Annotated in this window: 24 protein-coding genes and 2 pseudogenes; 16 read left to right on the forward strand and 10 right to left on the reverse strand. The window is 60.2% G+C overall.

Going from position 1 to position 14,432, the window contains the following annotated elements; genetic code table 11:
* A partial coding sequence (locus P0D89_RS46110) for a DUF4224 domain-containing protein (protein WP_408378783.1) occupies positions 1-305 on the reverse strand: 305 nt, incomplete at its 3' end.
* 52 nt (positions 306-357) lie between these two features.
* Positions 358-885, reverse strand: a complete 528-nt coding sequence (locus P0D89_RS46115; protein WP_408369043.1) for a DUF1643 domain-containing protein — start codon at positions 883-885, stop codon at positions 358-360.
* A gap of 34 nt (positions 886-919) precedes the next feature.
* Between P0D89_RS46115 and P0D89_RS46120 the strand changes: the two genes are divergently transcribed.
* Complete coding sequence (locus P0D89_RS46120) at positions 920-1,162, forward strand: hypothetical protein (RefSeq protein ID WP_408369045.1); 243 nt, start codon at positions 920-922, stop codon at positions 1,160-1,162.
* Here the strand turns inward: P0D89_RS46120 and P0D89_RS46125 are convergent.
* Entirely contained in the window at positions 1,150-1,800 is a 651-nt protein-coding gene (locus P0D89_RS46125) for a hypothetical protein (protein ID WP_408369046.1), read from the reverse strand. The two genes, P0D89_RS46120 and P0D89_RS46125, sit on opposite strands and share 13 nt — an antisense overlap.
* Before the next feature lie 32 nt (positions 1,801-1,832).
* On the opposite strand from P0D89_RS46125, the gene P0D89_RS46130 reads away from it, so the two are divergent.
* Positions 1,833-2,099 carry a hypothetical protein gene (locus tag P0D89_RS46130; RefSeq protein ID WP_408369048.1) on the forward strand — a complete coding sequence of 89 codons (267 nt, stop codon included), beginning with the start codon at positions 1,833-1,835 and terminating at the stop codon, positions 2,097-2,099.
* 11 nt (positions 2,100-2,110) lie between these two features.
* Here P0D89_RS46130 and P0D89_RS46135 read toward each other — a convergent pair whose 3' ends face one another.
* The gene (locus P0D89_RS46135) at positions 2,111-2,425 is read right to left on the reverse strand and encodes a hypothetical protein (RefSeq protein ID WP_408369050.1); all 315 of its coding nucleotides are present in this window, start codon (positions 2,423-2,425) and stop codon (positions 2,111-2,113) included.
* A 77-nt stretch (positions 2,426-2,502) separates the two neighbouring features.
* Here P0D89_RS46135 and P0D89_RS46140 point away from each other — a divergent pair, with 77 nt between their 5' ends.
* Positions 2,503-2,811, forward strand: coding sequence for a hypothetical protein (locus tag P0D89_RS46140; RefSeq protein ID WP_408369052.1), 309 nt, complete (start codon positions 2,503-2,505; stop codon positions 2,809-2,811).
* A gap of 166 nt (positions 2,812-2,977) precedes the next feature.
* Here P0D89_RS46140 and P0D89_RS46145 read toward each other — a convergent pair whose 3' ends face one another.
* A complete protein-coding gene (locus P0D89_RS46145; protein ID WP_408369054.1) occupies positions 2,978-3,904 on the reverse strand; it encodes a hypothetical protein in 927 nt (308 codons plus the stop codon).
* Between the two features lie 32 nt (positions 3,905-3,936).
* Complete coding sequence (locus tag P0D89_RS46150; RefSeq protein ID WP_408369056.1) at positions 3,937-4,131, reverse strand: hypothetical protein; 195 nt, start codon at positions 4,129-4,131, stop codon at positions 3,937-3,939.
* A gap of 388 nt (positions 4,132-4,519) precedes the next feature.
* On the opposite strand from P0D89_RS46150, the gene P0D89_RS46155 reads away from it, so the two are divergent.
* Positions 4,520-4,711, forward strand: a complete 192-nt coding sequence (locus P0D89_RS46155; protein WP_149676450.1) for a hypothetical protein — start codon at positions 4,520-4,522, stop codon at positions 4,709-4,711.
* A 36-nt stretch (positions 4,712-4,747) separates the two neighbouring features.
* Here P0D89_RS46155 and P0D89_RS46160 read toward each other — a convergent pair whose 3' ends face one another.
* Positions 4,748-5,230, reverse strand: coding sequence for a hypothetical protein (locus tag P0D89_RS46160; protein WP_408378786.1), 483 nt, complete (start codon positions 5,228-5,230; stop codon positions 4,748-4,750).
* A gap of 126 nt (positions 5,231-5,356) precedes the next feature.
* Between P0D89_RS46160 and P0D89_RS46165 the strand changes: the two genes are divergently transcribed.
* Entirely contained in the window at positions 5,357-5,980 is a 624-nt protein-coding gene (locus P0D89_RS46165; protein ID WP_408378789.1) for a hypothetical protein, read from the forward strand.
* 582 nt (positions 5,981-6,562) lie between these two features.
* Here the strand turns inward: P0D89_RS46165 and P0D89_RS46170 are convergent.
* Positions 6,563-6,935 (reverse strand): annotated as a pseudogene (locus P0D89_RS46170) (IS6 family transposase); the annotation flags it as partial.
* A gap of 429 nt (positions 6,936-7,364) precedes the next feature.
* On the opposite strand from P0D89_RS46170, the gene P0D89_RS46175 reads away from it, so the two are divergent.
* From P0D89_RS46175 to P0D89_RS46210, 8 genes and pseudogenes are all read left to right on the forward strand, one after another.
* Complete coding sequence (locus P0D89_RS46175; protein ID WP_408369062.1) at positions 7,365-7,586, forward strand: hypothetical protein; 222 nt, start codon at positions 7,365-7,367, stop codon at positions 7,584-7,586.
* Positions 7,587-7,843: 257 nt separating this feature from the next.
* The gene (locus tag P0D89_RS46180; RefSeq protein ID WP_408369064.1) at positions 7,844-8,062 is read left to right on the forward strand and encodes a hypothetical protein; all 219 of its coding nucleotides are present in this window, start codon (positions 7,844-7,846) and stop codon (positions 8,060-8,062) included.
* Between the two features lie 347 nt (positions 8,063-8,409).
* Complete coding sequence (locus tag P0D89_RS46185) at positions 8,410-8,862, forward strand: DUF1810 domain-containing protein (protein ID WP_408369066.1); 453 nt, start codon at positions 8,410-8,412, stop codon at positions 8,860-8,862.
* 222 nt (positions 8,863-9,084) lie between these two features.
* Positions 9,085-9,621, forward strand: a pseudogene (locus P0D89_RS46190) (hypothetical protein).
* A 125-nt stretch (positions 9,622-9,746) separates the two neighbouring features.
* Complete coding sequence (locus tag P0D89_RS46195; protein ID WP_408378792.1) at positions 9,747-10,115, forward strand: hypothetical protein; 369 nt, start codon at positions 9,747-9,749, stop codon at positions 10,113-10,115.
* Between the two features lie 166 nt (positions 10,116-10,281).
* Positions 10,282-10,566: a CopG family ribbon-helix-helix protein gene (locus P0D89_RS46200; protein WP_408369070.1), complete on the forward strand. Its 285-nt coding sequence runs from the start codon at positions 10,282-10,284 to the stop codon at positions 10,564-10,566.
* Positions 10,554-10,862, forward strand: a complete 309-nt coding sequence (locus P0D89_RS46205) for a type II toxin-antitoxin system RelE/ParE family toxin (RefSeq protein ID WP_408369072.1) — start codon at positions 10,554-10,556, stop codon at positions 10,860-10,862. Before P0D89_RS46200 ends, P0D89_RS46205 begins: the two co-directional genes overlap by 13 nt.
* Positions 10,863-11,079: 217 nt before the next feature.
* The gene (locus P0D89_RS46210; RefSeq protein WP_408370624.1) at positions 11,080-11,667 is read left to right on the forward strand and encodes a DUF7713 domain-containing protein; all 588 of its coding nucleotides are present in this window, start codon (positions 11,080-11,082) and stop codon (positions 11,665-11,667) included.
* 295 nt (positions 11,668-11,962) lie between these two features.
* Here P0D89_RS46210 and P0D89_RS46215 read toward each other — a convergent pair whose 3' ends face one another.
* Both P0D89_RS46215 and P0D89_RS46220 read right to left on the reverse strand, forming a co-directional pair.
* Positions 11,963-12,307 carry an HVO_A0114 family putative DNA-binding protein gene (locus P0D89_RS46215; protein WP_408370626.1) on the reverse strand — a complete coding sequence of 115 codons (345 nt, stop codon included), beginning with the start codon at positions 12,305-12,307 and terminating at the stop codon, positions 11,963-11,965.
* A complete protein-coding gene (locus tag P0D89_RS46220; protein ID WP_408370628.1) occupies positions 12,304-12,597 on the reverse strand; it encodes a toxin-antitoxin system TumE family protein in 294 nt (97 codons plus the stop codon). Before P0D89_RS46220 ends, P0D89_RS46215 begins: the two co-directional genes overlap by 4 nt.
* Before the next feature lie 507 nt (positions 12,598-13,104).
* On the opposite strand from P0D89_RS46220, the gene P0D89_RS46225 reads away from it, so the two are divergent.
* The 3 genes from P0D89_RS46225 (at position 13,105) to P0D89_RS46235 (ending at position 14,358) form a co-directional block, all read left to right on the forward strand.
* The gene (locus P0D89_RS46225; RefSeq protein WP_408370630.1) at positions 13,105-13,389 is read left to right on the forward strand and encodes a type II toxin-antitoxin system Phd/YefM family antitoxin; all 285 of its coding nucleotides are present in this window, start codon (positions 13,105-13,107) and stop codon (positions 13,387-13,389) included.
* Positions 13,389-13,730 carry a type II toxin-antitoxin system RelE/ParE family toxin gene (locus P0D89_RS46230; RefSeq protein ID WP_408370632.1) on the forward strand — a complete coding sequence of 114 codons (342 nt, stop codon included), beginning with the start codon at positions 13,389-13,391 and terminating at the stop codon, positions 13,728-13,730. The genes P0D89_RS46225 and P0D89_RS46230 overlap by 1 nt, the downstream gene beginning before the upstream one ends.
* Before the next feature lie 358 nt (positions 13,731-14,088).
* Positions 14,089-14,358, forward strand: a complete 270-nt coding sequence (locus tag P0D89_RS46235) for a DUF1488 family protein (RefSeq protein WP_408370634.1) — start codon at positions 14,089-14,091, stop codon at positions 14,356-14,358.
* The last annotated feature ends 74 nt before the right edge of the window (positions 14,359-14,432 follow it).

Below are 14,432 nucleotides of genomic sequence, written 5' to 3' on the forward strand. Positions count from 1 at the left end.
GATGGTCCTGAAGCGCTCCTCGAAGATCGCCGGATCAAAGTGCTGCTTGCGACCCCGCTTCGGTGTTTTTCGCCCACGCGGGTTCTCGGGGATGGGTTCGGACCGGCATCGTATTTCGCTGACTTCGTTTCGGTGGTGAGGCCGAGCTTGCGGTCTCGGTATTCGCGCGCAACCTTGGGCAGGCCATTCTTGTCGACGACGAATCGCCAGTGGTTCGCGGTGAGCCAGTGCGCCATGGCTGCGCGCTGATTCGGTTTGCAACCGACCAGGTCGGCCAGCTCGTGCGCTGATAGGTAGTCGCTCAATTCACACCCCAGTGTTTGCGCGTGGTTTCCAGAATTCGTTGTGCTGCTGCGGTCATGCTGTGAATTCGAATGGTTTGGGCCGCATGCTGGCGGCGATATAAAGCGGGTGCTTCGGGCTGCCATCCTTGTTCAGGTCGAGGTGGTACAGCTTGTTGCGCATGCCCGTGATCCGAATGATGTGCATCAGGTCCGCGGCGCGCGCCGAGGCCGCCGAGTGCGCACCCCATGCGCAGATCACCATCGGCGCATCGTCGATCGCGTCGAGCACGGCGCCGTCGGCTGTCCCAACAGGTCCGAGCGGATCCGGATGGGTCAGCGGTTCGGCGGGGTCGGTCGCACGGAGCGGGAACAAGTTAGCCACCTCGAGACGCCCGTACTTGCCCGCGATCGCGCGCGACATGCAACGCGTGATCGTCGGGTCGTCGGACAAATGGTCGGCCATCGACGGGTTCAGCATCAGAAACGCTAGTGTCGGCTTGCTGCGGTCCCACTCGCGCCAAAGGCGATACCGGTACGCGCCACAGTCGCTGATGTGCGCGCGGCGCTCGCCTGCGAGATCCGTATCAGTCAGGTATTGCATGCTACGATTCCTCGAAAACCACCAGGGGGCGAAAATGACGACAAAATTCGGCCAGCCATACAAAGGACATACCTTTGCCGTCGAGGCCCGAGAGCTTCAGCCTTCCGGCGGAAATTTCATACCGGTGATGTTCCTCTACGCCCATGGCAGGTGGGGTGAGATCAATATCGGCGCAAGTGTGTTGTTCAACTCGCCGAACGAAGCAATCGCCCATGGAGAGAAGGCAGCGCGCGCCTATATCGACAATCTCGTGGATAAAGCAGGTCAAAAGGGGTGATTTCGCGATTCAACCTTTCGAAACTCGACCACCCACACCCATGGATTGACGTCCCACCCGTAGCCGCGCGCGGCGTTGAGACTGTCCCAAAGTCGACGATAAGCTTCTCGCGGATCGTCGCTCCAGAACGTTGTTCCATGGACGCCATACTTCGCGCCGACACCGCCGACGTTCATCAGCCCCTCAGCAAGCGAATCGCGGTTCGAGATGTCCTGCAGCCGCTCGACGCGCACGCCGGTCACCTCGAGCGTGATGCGCGACATTGCCTGTGGCATGTGGATCGACGGCTTCCACGTGATTTCGTCTGCCGCCGGAATGTTCTCGAAGCTGGCTGGCACGCATGCGGGGTAATCCGCTCGGTAAAGCGTCGGTCCCGGATCGAGCGTTGTCGGCTGAGCCCACGTTTCGCGCACATAGAGTCGATCGCCGACACTGCCGCACGGGCAGGGTTGCAGAGCGCTACCGGTATAGACATCAATGGGGTGCTTCATATCGCAGGCCCACGAATAACCGCGCCATGCCCATTGTGCCTCGGCCAGTACCGGTTGCAGGGTCATAAGGCGCCGCGTCTGCGTCTTGCTGCCATCGAGCAGCGCGCGCACCATTGCGCCGCTGAAAAGGATCGGGCGTTCCTTCATGCTAGGATTCCTCTGGTCATCGGGAGGCGCACATGACAACGCACGTGTTTCATGAGTTTCCGCAGGACGAACAAGAAGATGTGACAGCGGCTGCGGCTGCTGAAGGGTTCGACATCGGCGAATTCACGATCTCTGACGAAGAGTTGTATCTCCCTCGCAAAACTGTCGGGCCGATTCGCCGACAAGTCACAGTGACTCGGTTGATCAACAATACAAGCAAGGTCTACGACGCCGGCCATGGCACTGGTTGGACGGTGGAATTCGAGCAGGATTTGGCCTCCGGCGCATTCGGTCCGTGATAAGCCCAGTCTCATACGGTCGCCTCCGGATATTCGTCATGCGTGCGGCCGTCTAGCTGGCGGCCGGCCGCCTTCTTGCCGACCTTCACCATGCCGCAGGCTTTCTCGGCGTCCGCATAGCCTTCGCGATGCCAACTCGGCTTTGTCAAGATTCCGTCGAAGTGCACCCAATGAGCGTTGTTCCGGGCCATGTCGCCGTCGTAATGGCCGTTCTCGTTGGCGCCGGCGAGGTCGACGGCCCTGTTCGTCATGCTCAACCCAAGCGATTCAGCGGCACGCGTCAGGCGATAGCGATATGTGCCGCAGGGGCTGATAACGGCGCTCACGATCGATCCTCCTGATCCCTGGCAAAAGAAGCGGCGCATAATGGTGGGATCCCTTTGTCAGGACGATGGAGGTAGATGTGACTACTTTTGCTATAGACGCCGTTCGCATCAACCCGGCGAACGACAGGATTACCCACGTGCGTTGGGCTCCCGTCGACCCGTCGACGCGTGACTGGTTGTCCCCCACGTCAATTGTCGGGGTGGTCGAAGTCGTCGCCGCGATCCGTCGGGGAGATGCTGTTTGGTCTCTTTTTACGCTTGGCGGCACACGGTATCTGGGGCCAAAAATTGTGTCTGTCGCGCACACCGACGGACACGACGGGATTGACACGGATGTCCCTGGCTCTTATGTCGAAAAATGCATTGACGATCTGCCGCACGTTTGACCGCATACCTTTAAGGCCGTCGGCGATCATCGCGCGCATCGTTTCTCGGCAGCCGCCAAGGTGCAACTCGAACCGGTTTCCGGAATCGCTCACTTCTTGCTCTTTTTATTCGTGTGGCGCGCAAACGCCGTTTATTCGTTTGTTCGCTGTGCACCCATCTACCAGGCTATCCGGTCGGAGTCGCGATCTGCTTGCGCACTGCCGCCGCCGTGGCTTGAGAGCATCCGAGAAACTTCCGGATCTCCATGACCGTCCCGCGCAACTGGCCGGCGCCGATGGCCGTGATGACGCGGGTAACGTCGTCTGGCTGCTCGGTGGCCGGTGACTGGATCGCCGCGACCGGGTTACTGGCGTCCGTTACTTCCGTGACTGGCGCGGCGTGACTGGCGTACTGGGCGGGCGTTACCGCGACTTCAGTCACGTCAGTGGGGCGCAGCGCGAGCAGCCAGGCGAAGCAGGCGACACCTTCGAGCATGGCGGCGAACGCTAGGCCCGCGATCAGGTCGGCGTGCGCCACCGGCAAACCAAATGCGGTCAGCGCGCCAGTCACCGGGTCAGCCATCGCTGCGGCGCGCGCGGCGGTGCCGCTGTCTTGTGCGGCTTCGGCGCGCTTCGCTTCTGCTGCCTCGACGGCGAGCGCTTCGAGGCGCGCGGTCTGAGTTGCGCGCTCAACCCGGACGGTCGCGCAGTGCTCACCGCAGCGGCGCTCCGTAACTCGAGCCAATTTCGCGACAGCGTCAGCGCGGTCGGCTGCAATCTCAGCCGGGCCGCGACCGTGAGTAACGACTGCCGGCACGGCCGCGGCGCGCAGCTCGCCGGCATGCTTCTGCGCCATCACGAAAAACACCGCATGCCCGTAGCAGGTGGCAGCCATGCAGGCGAGCCACAGCGCGGCGCCGATCACCCGAATACGCCATCCATGCGGACGGCACAGGGCAGGGAGCAGGTGAGCGGCGACCACCAGCACGACGCCGACGGCGATCCACAGCGCGCGCTCTGCTACCCACCCGCCGCGCTGCCAGCCTGCGACGATGGATAGGCACGCAGCAGTAGCGGTCGCCGTGACTGCGAGTAATGCCGGTTGCGTTCTCATTGGCATGGTCGTTTTGTTCTCAGTGGCGAGCATCAAAAGTTCGTCGTGACGTCAATTACGACTTCGCAGGCACCGGCCGCGCGTACCTCAACGATGTACGACTCGCTGACGGCAGGAAGAATGCTCAGCCCGTCCTCACCACCGCATTCGCCGTCCGGGTGAGTCACACAGCCGACGTGATGCGGCGGGAACTTGCCCAGGTCCTCGATCAATTCGGCGACAGTCATGCCACACGCGCTGCAACGTTCATTGCATTCCGTGCGTCGACCAGCTTTGTGAGCGTCGGTGACTTGGAAGTGGCGATCTTGTACGCATCCGAGGCCGCCTTCTTCCATGCAACAGCCGTCTGATAACTGCCGGAGATGACTGCCGGAGGAATGCGACGCCTGTTGCGTCGGCATCCATGCGGTCAAGACGGGCAACCGGTTCACAGCGGCGCCCTCTCATACGGTGGAGCGGGATTTAGACCCGGCGGCCGCCCCAGCTTATACGCGAGCGGCCCCCATTTATGCGCGGGCGTTCCTGCCGGCGTTCGGGTGAGCGCAAGATAGGTGCGTATGGCGCGGGCGGCATGGCGAGGCGCGTGGTGTGGCATCCACGTGGTGGAGGAAGCAGATGAAAGACCGATACGAAAAGGCCCCAGTCGGAGCCTTCGAGCAAATGAAGTCGACGATTGAGGAAATCGAGGAGGACATCGGGGCGCTCGAAGAAGAGGGCCACCACGCATCGGCGGAGATGCGCCGAAAGGTTGAAAAGCTGCGAGTTCAGTTTGCGGCTTTGACCGGAGAGCGGGTCGACGACAGATGACGTGATTTGCGGGCGTGCGGCGCGGCTCGCAGGTGATCAGGATGACGTCGACGAGGGCAGGGTGGCTTTGATCCACTCGAGCACTTCCGGGCGTGCCTCGGTGAAGTGAGGCGCGGCGAACCAGGCGGCGAATTCATCGTGCCACAGCTCGAGGGCGTAATCGGTTAGGTCGAATTCATCATCCGGCGCGCCGTGCCCGTCCTCGTGCAAAAACGTGTAGACCACGCGCTCGCCGTTCCAGTAGGCGACGGCAAAGTCGGTCAGGTCCGCTGTCGTGCCGCGCGGCTTGTCGCGGAGCAGCTTGGCGAGTTCAGCGTCGACGGATTCGTGAGTCATTTGCATGGCGATCTCCCCTATCACGAGCACGCGCGTTGGCGTACTGGTTCCATTGTCGGACGGGACGCCGCCGTACGCGAGTCTGCAAAAAGTCTGCAGGTCTGGGGGTGCGGGTGTGGACTGCAGTGCGGTGATCGCGTGGAAGGGCTGGAAGGTGATGAAAGATGGCGTGCAGGCGGCCAAACAGGCGCCGTTTGCAGAAAATCGGCCTGCTTAATATGTGAGCAGTCGTCCCGCGAGGCCCGGCAGGCCTAGGCCCTCGGTCGTGATTCCATATTGCGCGCATGAATACCTATGCATGCGCACAAAATGCCCCGTGAAGCACATCCAGACCGCACCAACGCCCTAATCGCGATCCGCGAGCACGTCGGACGCCTCGGCACGGTCGAGGGGCAACGAGCTGCGAGAAAGCTCTTTCCGAACATCGGGAAGCCGACTTGGGAAAGTTGGTGCCGGCTGGTTTGCCTTGGCGAGCGCACCGACGTCGAACAGCCGGCGGAGGCTGTCGCGGTCGTCACGCGTCCGCTCACGCCGGTTACGCCGATCGCGGCAGACGTCGAGCTGCGCGGGTTTGAATTCGATCATCGCATCGCTGAGATGGACGCGGCGGCCCGTGCGTTGATCGACTACGCGTGGCCGATTGATCCGGAGACGGGTCGACGAGGGCGTCTGAAAAATCCGCTGCTCTTGAAGGCGGGGCACGCTGCACTCGCGCAGACGGCCAGTTTGGTCGTCAAGCACCGGGAGGCCGTCTTTAATCAGGCGAGGCTCGAGGAGCTGTACGAGGTCATCATCGATGAGGTCGGGAAGGCCGATCGCGGCGTGCAGCGCGCGGTCCTCGCGCGGCTACGCGAGCTGTCGGAGCGACGCGGGAATCCGGGCGCCCGTTTCGGGCACGGCGTAGCGCCGGCAACAGAGACGGCCGACTTCTAGGCCGGCCTACTGCGAATCTGCGCCGGCGGCGCTCAACGGTCATCGACACAAGCCTCCGCCAAGCGGACACCAGTTTCTGAATCTACGGGGCAAACCTTGACGGTCCCTCAACATCCACGCCGTCACCGTGCCGACAGGTGTATGGCACGCCAGCGGCAGACATCGTTGCTCCAAATACGGCTCCATCACCGCCAGGCTGCGCACAGTTCATGCCGGAGCTTGTGCAATACCACGCGACGTTTGCGTCAGAGTTCCCTGGTCCTGGCATGCAACGGCCGGATTGGCACAGGTTGCTTTCGCGTGAAACGTCTGCCGTGGGTGGCCGTGCCGCAGCGCATCTTGCGCCGTTCGCGATTTTGGTCGGGCTTTGTACTTCTTGAGCGTTGGCGCTGAGGACAAAAACGACGCCCAAAGCGATCCAACCTATCCGATTGCGAGAAATAAAAAGTTGCATGGCCGTCTCCTTAATGTTCACAACAACGTTTTCCATGAACTCATTTGCGCCAGGGTCAACGAAGACGACGCCACCGAAAAATAAGTGTAGGTGGTCGCAATCGAGCTCATCTGTCCGTTTCGGGTGTACCTCATGTCGCGCCGGCATTGCACCAGCACGTCGAGCACCGTGCCATGCTGGTCTACCGCGCGCCACAACCAGTGTTTCGTCCCGTTGATCGTGACGACCACTTCATCGAGATGCCACTTGTCGCCTCGCGCCAGGGCGGTGGGCCGGATACACCGCAATGCCGAAGCCGAATTTCACCACCCGGCGTCGCACAGTCTCATACGTGGGTTCACTGCCGCGCACGGCCAGCAACTCTTCGACCATGCGCAGGCTCAGCGGGAACCGGTAGTACAACCACACCGCGTAGCCGATCACGTCGGGCGGGAAGCGATAGCCCGCAAACGAAATGGCCGAGGTGGCAGGGGAGCCGTGCGATTGGGCGGTTCGTTTCATGCCGGCTATTTTCGCCGCCCCCGTCGACTTGCCAACAACGTGTTTTGCCATTTGCCTCGAGCCCGACGCACCCAGTAACCACGTGTCCATCGCTTTCGAAATTGAAGAAGGCGATGTCGTCGTCTCAGATATGTCGGATGCGGGAAGGCCGGCTTTCGTTAGCAAATCTCTTATTGCACCGGTTGCTTCGATGCGCGCTGAACCAATTGACATGGTGTTGGTACCCCTTTTTTAGCCGTCAACCGTTGGTTACGGGTTGGAGGCGATTCCAGCCCATCGACCTCCAAAGCGCGCAACAACCAGCGCGGACGCGTTATAGAGCGAGCCCCGCGGGACGAGTTTTGCAACAGCGAATGCTCATGTCGCGGGATTGCCGCTCGCGCCGTTATTGCATGCTACGATTCCGAGGGAAGTAGAAGGGAGATCGCTGTGGAAGATGAGGTCTACGCAACTCACACGCATGTGGCGCGAGTTCGCGTGATGAAGACTGCGGCAGGCTCTTATAGGGGAATCGTGCATCTGCGGCGAGTGGGCGCTGAACCTGAGTCGGACGATCCGCACGAAACTGAACAGGAATTCGCGCGTGAGGATCAGGCGCGAGATGCGGCGCGCGCTCTTGCCAGCAAGTTGCTCAAACAACGTGAGATCTGAATTGTCGCGTCGACGATCCGAACCTCAACAACCGGTGAAGCTTCGAAAACGGCGATGGAGACAGCCATGTGGACCTGCCGAAACTGCAGTGCGCGGTTCGCCTTCGATGGGGCGAGCCCCAACTCGACGAGGAAGGATATGTTTTTTCTTGCGACTGCGACTACCGGAACAAGCCAGTGCACCTAGGTCGAGACGCGGCGTGGTGCCCACAGCTTTTCCAGCGCGACGGCGAGTAGCGTACGCCTGCGGAGATGGTCATGAAGTTCGACTACAAGGAGTTCCACATCGACGCGTCGCCTATTGATGAGGGCGGCGACTACTACGCCCGCGCCAAGATCTACCGGCGCGCCCCGAAGGGTGGCGATGCCGTTGAAGTGAAGTATTCAGGCGACCTCAGCGACTATCCCTCCGACGCAGACGCTATCGAGGCGTCGCAGCGCTGGGCGATCCGGTGGTGCGACGAGAACTCCGTATAGGCCGCAAGCACGGATTCCTCGAAAGAGATCCTTGGAGGCAGTTATGCAGCCTTGCAATGCCTGTCTCAAATTGGTTGGAAAGCCATCTAGCGTTCCCCCGCATGGTGATCTCGCCGATTCCGGAGTCAGTGAAATCGGGTCGCCGGGCCACGTCACGAAGATCAGCAACAACTGGAATTGCACGGTCTGCGGAAGCTGGTTGTGCCAGAACACGGCGGATGGCGAACCTCCAAACGAGTGGGCGATGGGCGGCTGGGTGAGCACCCGGACGGTCGCAACCGGCTGGTCATAGCCAAATACGCCGGCTAGCGCTGGACGAGGGAACCGACCATGACGCTCGGCGACGCATGAAAGCTGCTTTCCGATTAGGATGCGTTGAGAGATCAGGAGGGGGCCATGGAAGGGCAACTGGAACACTGAGGTTTCGTTATTACGCACATGTATTTGAAGAATTGCGTGACGGGCGTAATCGAAGCCACTGGATGTGGTTCGTATTTCCGCAGATCCAGGGCCTCGGGACAAGCGCAATGGCGCAGCGGTTCGCGACCTCGTCGTTGGCCGAGGCCGAGGCGTATCTGCATCATCCGATACTCGGGCAACGGCTGCGGGGAGCAACGCGACTGGTCAACCGTGTCAAAGACCGTTCGATAGAGGAAATTTTCGGATTTCCGCATGACCTGAAGTTTCGGTCGTCGCTCACCCTGTTCGCGCGTGCCACGAGCGACAACGAAATTTTTAGGGAAGCGCTGCGCAAATACTGCGACGGTGACGTCGATCCGCGAACGCTGCAGCAGCTGTAGACGGTCTCTGCGCTGCTTGGGCCCAGGCGCAAGCGCACAGCCTCGAATCGAGACTGGATGCGCTGCAAGGGCCCGATCGTGCAGCGATTTTCGCGGGCACGACACGTAGCTGACGGCCGCCATGCAGCCGATTGCCTGGGAGTTGGTCGCCGCCAGATCTTATGGTGCGTTCCGTGTCAAAGATCTGGACTGGCCTGCTGTATGGAGTGTGACGTGACAGCGATGAGGAACAGCTTCACGCTGCAGCGTGCGTGTAGCAGGGCCGCCGCTGCGCTGACCTGTTCGGCGGTGCTAGTGTTGGGCGCATGTGCGCAGCCTTGGGAAGGCTTCGAGGCCGGCGAACCGGAAGGCGATGTCATCGCCAGGCTAGGCCAGCCGGGCGAGGTCTACCACTTGCCTGGCGGCGCGAAGCGTCTGATGTGGCCGACGCAGCCGATGGGTGAAGTCACCACGGCTGCGGACATCGATGCGATGGGCAAGGTTGATCAGCGTCCGGCAAGTGCTTCAGCCGAGCGAGTTCTATCGGGCGGAGGTCGACAAGTGGACGAAGAAAGACGTGCTTGTCAACTTCGGCCGCCCGGAGGAAACGGCTTACTTTCCATTGATGCCGCGTGAGAGGTGTGGAGCTATCGCTATTTGGAAGACGGCGTGTGGTACCAGCTCTTCCACTTCTATTTCGACGATACGGGCGTGCTGCGCGCGACCCAGAAGAGCCCGGACCCGCTCCACGAGCAGGGTGACGACGACAAGTCGATGTGATTTCACTTCAGGAACCACGGACGTGGGTCACTTCACGGCGGGCGCGTCGGTGAGACACGGTTCGGCGCGCTCCTCTCGGCGTCTTCCTGAATCGTCCCGCCGAGCGACTTTGTGCACGCCGGGCGGTGGCCCCAATCGGGCGCGACAAGAAGATCGTCATCATCGAAAGTGTCGGCGCAGAGAGAGGCTCGGCGCAGGTGGCGCATGCGAGGGGGCAATCGCTCGGGATTCGTCCTTACCAACCCAGGATCCCGCAGCATTTCCATTCGCGCCGCGGCATCACATTCCCGTCAACAACACCTTTAATGACCTTGAGTCGGTCGACCTCGCGCATGCTCATCGTAATCATCTCCGGTCTGGCCCCGCGGAACCTCCGTGAAAAAATGGAGGCTCAGCATGGCACGCCGTCGCAGCGTACTGCGACATCTGTATTCAGCTCAGATGCGACATTACAATTTGGCGCCTACACCATTGATGGAATTTCTTTTATGTGAATGAGCGGCGCCAGTACGTCACAACTCGGCTCCGTGATTTGACATAATTAACATTGTCCCTTTTTTAGCGCATTGCACCACGCCTGATTAGGACGCGACGTACGCGTGCATCGACGAGAGGAAAGGAGTACGATGTAGCACAGTTGTGACACATTAGGAGGTCTCCATGTCCACCACCACGTTGCGCCTGCCGCCGGACCTACGCGACCGGGTGGCGAGACTTGCGGAGGAATCGGGAACAACCGCACACAGCTTCATGCTTGAGGCGATTGCCGAAAGGGTTACCAGCGAAGAGTTGCGGCATGAGTTTCTCAACGAAGGGAATGACCGGCTCGCCAACATGCTGACGAACGGCCTCGGAATTGACTGGGCCGATATGCGTGACTATCTGGGCGAACGCGCCGCGGGCCACGCTCAGGCAACCCCTAAGGTCAAGAGATGGCGCGGATAATACTCGCGCCTGAAATCCGCGAGGATTTTGACCGTATCTTCGACTTCCTGTTCGAGCATGCCCCGGAGACCGCGGCGACCCGCATTGACGACATTGTTCGCGCACTGGACATCCTTCAGTCGAGTCCGCAAATCGGACGACCCGTCGGCGCGACTAGCCCGCTGCGGGAGCTGGTGATTTCAAACGGAACTCACGGCTACCTTGCGCTTTACCGATTCGTCGCGGAGTTGGATGTTGTGCTCGTGGTCGCCATTCGCAGCCAGCGGGAGTTGCGATACCGGCGCTTCAGTAGCTGACGAAGATCCGCAGGGGGCGGCGCAGGTCGGTACGTGTGCCTGAAAGTTTGCAGAGTCGCGCTGGCACCGGCTCCACGATTTGACATAAAAGGAGTTAGCAACATTGCGTAGTAATGCATATGAATATCAGCCCGGGGACGGCCCGGCGAGTGAGCATCGCACCATTAAAGATGCGACAATAATTACCTTCAGTGTGATAGCAGCGGGAGGAACGTTGATGCCCGATAGCACCTGTGTCCGGTGCGGAGCTGTCACGCCACCGCACGACGTAGTCAGCGTCGCTTCAGCCGATGGCGCGTTCCGGTTACTATGTAGTCGCTGTTTCAACGTCGAGATGGCGCATCTTGCGGAGATCCACACTTTCGAACATCCGGGGTTCACGCCAGTGCGTCTGGCCGATGCTGATGGTGTCGTACATGAGTTCCATTTCCGCAGCCTGCTGTTCGGCGACCAGCTCTCGCTGGAGGCATTCGAGCTGGTTTCCGGGAACGAGGACTGCACAGGCTTCCGTTTCCAGCTTCTCGGCGATCCCAAGTCGGATCCGTTCGAGCTACTCGGAGATCTGGTGCAGAAGGTCAAGCGCACTTTGGCGGTCAGACACCTGGTCGAGTATGCGGGCGAGCTCAATGTAGCCGGAACGACGGTGCGTGGGCGAATCGAGTGGGACGGCAATGACAACGGCCGCATGCCATGTGTGGTCATTGACGGCAGGCGGGTCGACTGGACCGATTTTGGCGCGATGTTAATGGCGTTCGAAGGGTGGCAGTTCCGGGTTGATCTGGTGGATCCGAGCGATGAGGCATGAGGCCGATTGACGTTGACGTCGGGGAAGACGTGAGGCTCGATCTGGATGTATGAATCGGTGCTCACGCGCGAGCCGTCGGCCCGACGCCACTGCGCGCGCAACCGGCGAGAGGCACGGCCAATAAAACTGCACCTTCGAGGAGCACTAGCGCCCTGTGGCGCGCGTAAAAGTCGGCAGCGTCATTCAGGCTGACAAACTCGGCACGGTACATGCCGCTGGTCGGATTGAACGACACCATCGTCGCCTAGCCGACGATCATCACGAGGCGCACCCATGGTCGCCTGTCGCGATTCGGTCACAAAGAAACCTCGGCGGTCAACGCGTCCCACGGCGCGCTCAGACGTCCTTCTTCACGCACGACAAGGCCAGCATTCTCCAGAATCACCACGTCTTCGTAGACCCGTTTGTAGTCCCGATCCAGCGCGGTTGCCAACGCCTTCACGTTCTCTGCGCCTTCGCGATGTAGATGACGAAGCATCTCGAGGCGCTTTGGCGACAGCGCAGCCAGCATCTCCTCGAGCGACAAAAACGTCACGTGCCGCTCTTCGAAATTCTCGCCTGCCTGCGCACGGTTGAACGCCGCCGCGAATCGACGACCCATATCGCGCGTGCCACCAACATGCACATTAAGTTTGCTCATGATTCACCTCGCTCACGTTCTACATCATCCAGAAAATCAGCCACCATCTGCTCAGGCGTCGAAAATGCGTACGGCTCTTCCTGATCGCGATAGTGCCGGTGGTCGCCTTTGCCCCGCTCATTGTCGTAGCCGATGATTCGCTGACCTGCACGACCGTAAAACAGGCTGTACTTGAGACCGTGCGGTCGTTCGGCGTCGCTTTCCGGAAGTCGCCAGATGCGCATTTCGAGAATGGCTCCGTCCGGGTAAATGGTTCGGTCCTCGAATAGGAGTGTGGCTTTCTTCTTCATATGGCGTAAGATGCCATACAGACGTTATGGCGTCAAGCGCCATAATAGAGAGCAGGGAGCCTGGCAACGCGAGGGGTTGGTCCTCCGTGCGCGATCTACAACGTTCGTTTTCAAAGTCGCCGGCGCAACTCAACCAATGGCCGCTATGGCGGATGCGAGGGGTCCGCTCAAATCGCCGAAAATTTCGTCGCTGACCGGCACGGCGACATGGCTGCATCCTTCCCGAATCGGCCGCACGGCCGAAATTGCCGATCAGCACCTCACGTAACGCCCCCTTGCCTGACGTCGAATGCGAGGAACCCGCCAGCGCCGTATCCTCCGTGACGCGTCCCCGCGCCGCCAGCCGGGTGGGGGCAGGGTACTCACGGCAGTTGACCAATCGTGTGACCAGGCTGGATTGGAGCATACTGGTGAACGGTCAAAAAAGTCCAATTCGATACGGGGCTTTCGTTAAGACTTAATTTGGTCTATATTTGGTCTCATGGAGAGACAAACGAGGGATCAGACATGAGACTGGCAGACCACGTAAAGCCAATTAGTTACCTGAAAAGCGACGCGGCGCAGATCGTCAAGGATTTGACGGCTTCTGGCGAACCGCTGCTCATTACACAGAATGGCGAGGCGAAGCTCGTCGTGCAGGACGTGCAAAGCTACGAGGACACCCAGCAAACACTGGCGCTGCTCAAGATTTTGGCGTTGGGCCAGAAGGACATCGAGCACGGAAAATTCAAGGATGCTGATGAGTTTCTTGCCGAGCTCGACGATCTTGATCGGAAGGAGCAGATCCGCTGATGGGGCAGACGAAGTTGAAGCTCCTGGTTCTCGACGAGGCGCAGGAAGATACGAAGGAATTGCGTCGCTACATCCTCAAAAGCTTCGGTGCTGGGACGTGGAAGCAAACGTCCGCGGAATTGGCCGTGACACTTGGAAATATCAGGCAGTTCCCGCAGAGCGGTTATGTCCCGGCGGAGCTTTCAGATTTCGGCGGTCTGAATTTCCGGGAAGCGTTGAGCGGTCAGCACCGGGTTATATATGAGGTGCGCGACGACGCCATCTACATTCACGTCGTCACCGATACGCGCCGCGATCTACGAACGCTTCTTCAGAAGCGACTATTGCGGTCTCGCTGGTGAATCCAGTCTTATTGGTGTTTTCACGCTGCAGTGTCGTGGCACCCGTCAGGTCGTGGCACACGCTTACTCCTGAAAAAGCTCGCCATTCATGAGAAAGGTTGATTTCAAATACGCAACTAACCGTCTGTGCCGGCCCACGGACACCACAAAACACAAAACCGCGTGCAGCGACGCCGGCCTGAGCAAATCAAATCGTGAGTACTCGACACGCCCCATGACGATCGTCGTTCACGAACGCCTGACGGGGGCTGAAACGTGACCTCGCCGGCGATCGCGCTGATTTTGACTTCTGGTAGATTCATCGCTGCGCGGTACAGCACAAACGGAAACGCTGTGAATGATATCGTCGAGGTGCATCATGGAAATTCTTGATCGCGCGCCCGCCGTCTCGCCGGACGGACGCGCCGTAGTTTTCATGCTGTCGGTCCGCGGGCGCGAGGTCGAAGGCGCGGTTGAACGTGACGCACACGAAGAACATTTCTGGCTACCGCGCGGCGCCGACGCGACGCGCGCACTCAAGACGTTTGAAAACGGCCGCAACCGCATCGTCGCAGTCGCACAGAGAAAGTTGCTGGCGCGACCGGGCGAGCCGCTGTCGCTGACCGTCAACGACTTCCTGACCCGATAACCGGCGGTTGGCTGACGATGACTGTCGCGTCAACGTGTGTCTGACAGACACACAAAAAAACACGAACGTTCTTT

The sequence above is a fragment of the Paraburkholderia sp. RL18-085-BIA-A genome, from assembly GCF_046027075.1.
GTDB lineage: Bacteria > Pseudomonadota > Gammaproteobacteria > Burkholderiales > Burkholderiaceae > Paraburkholderia.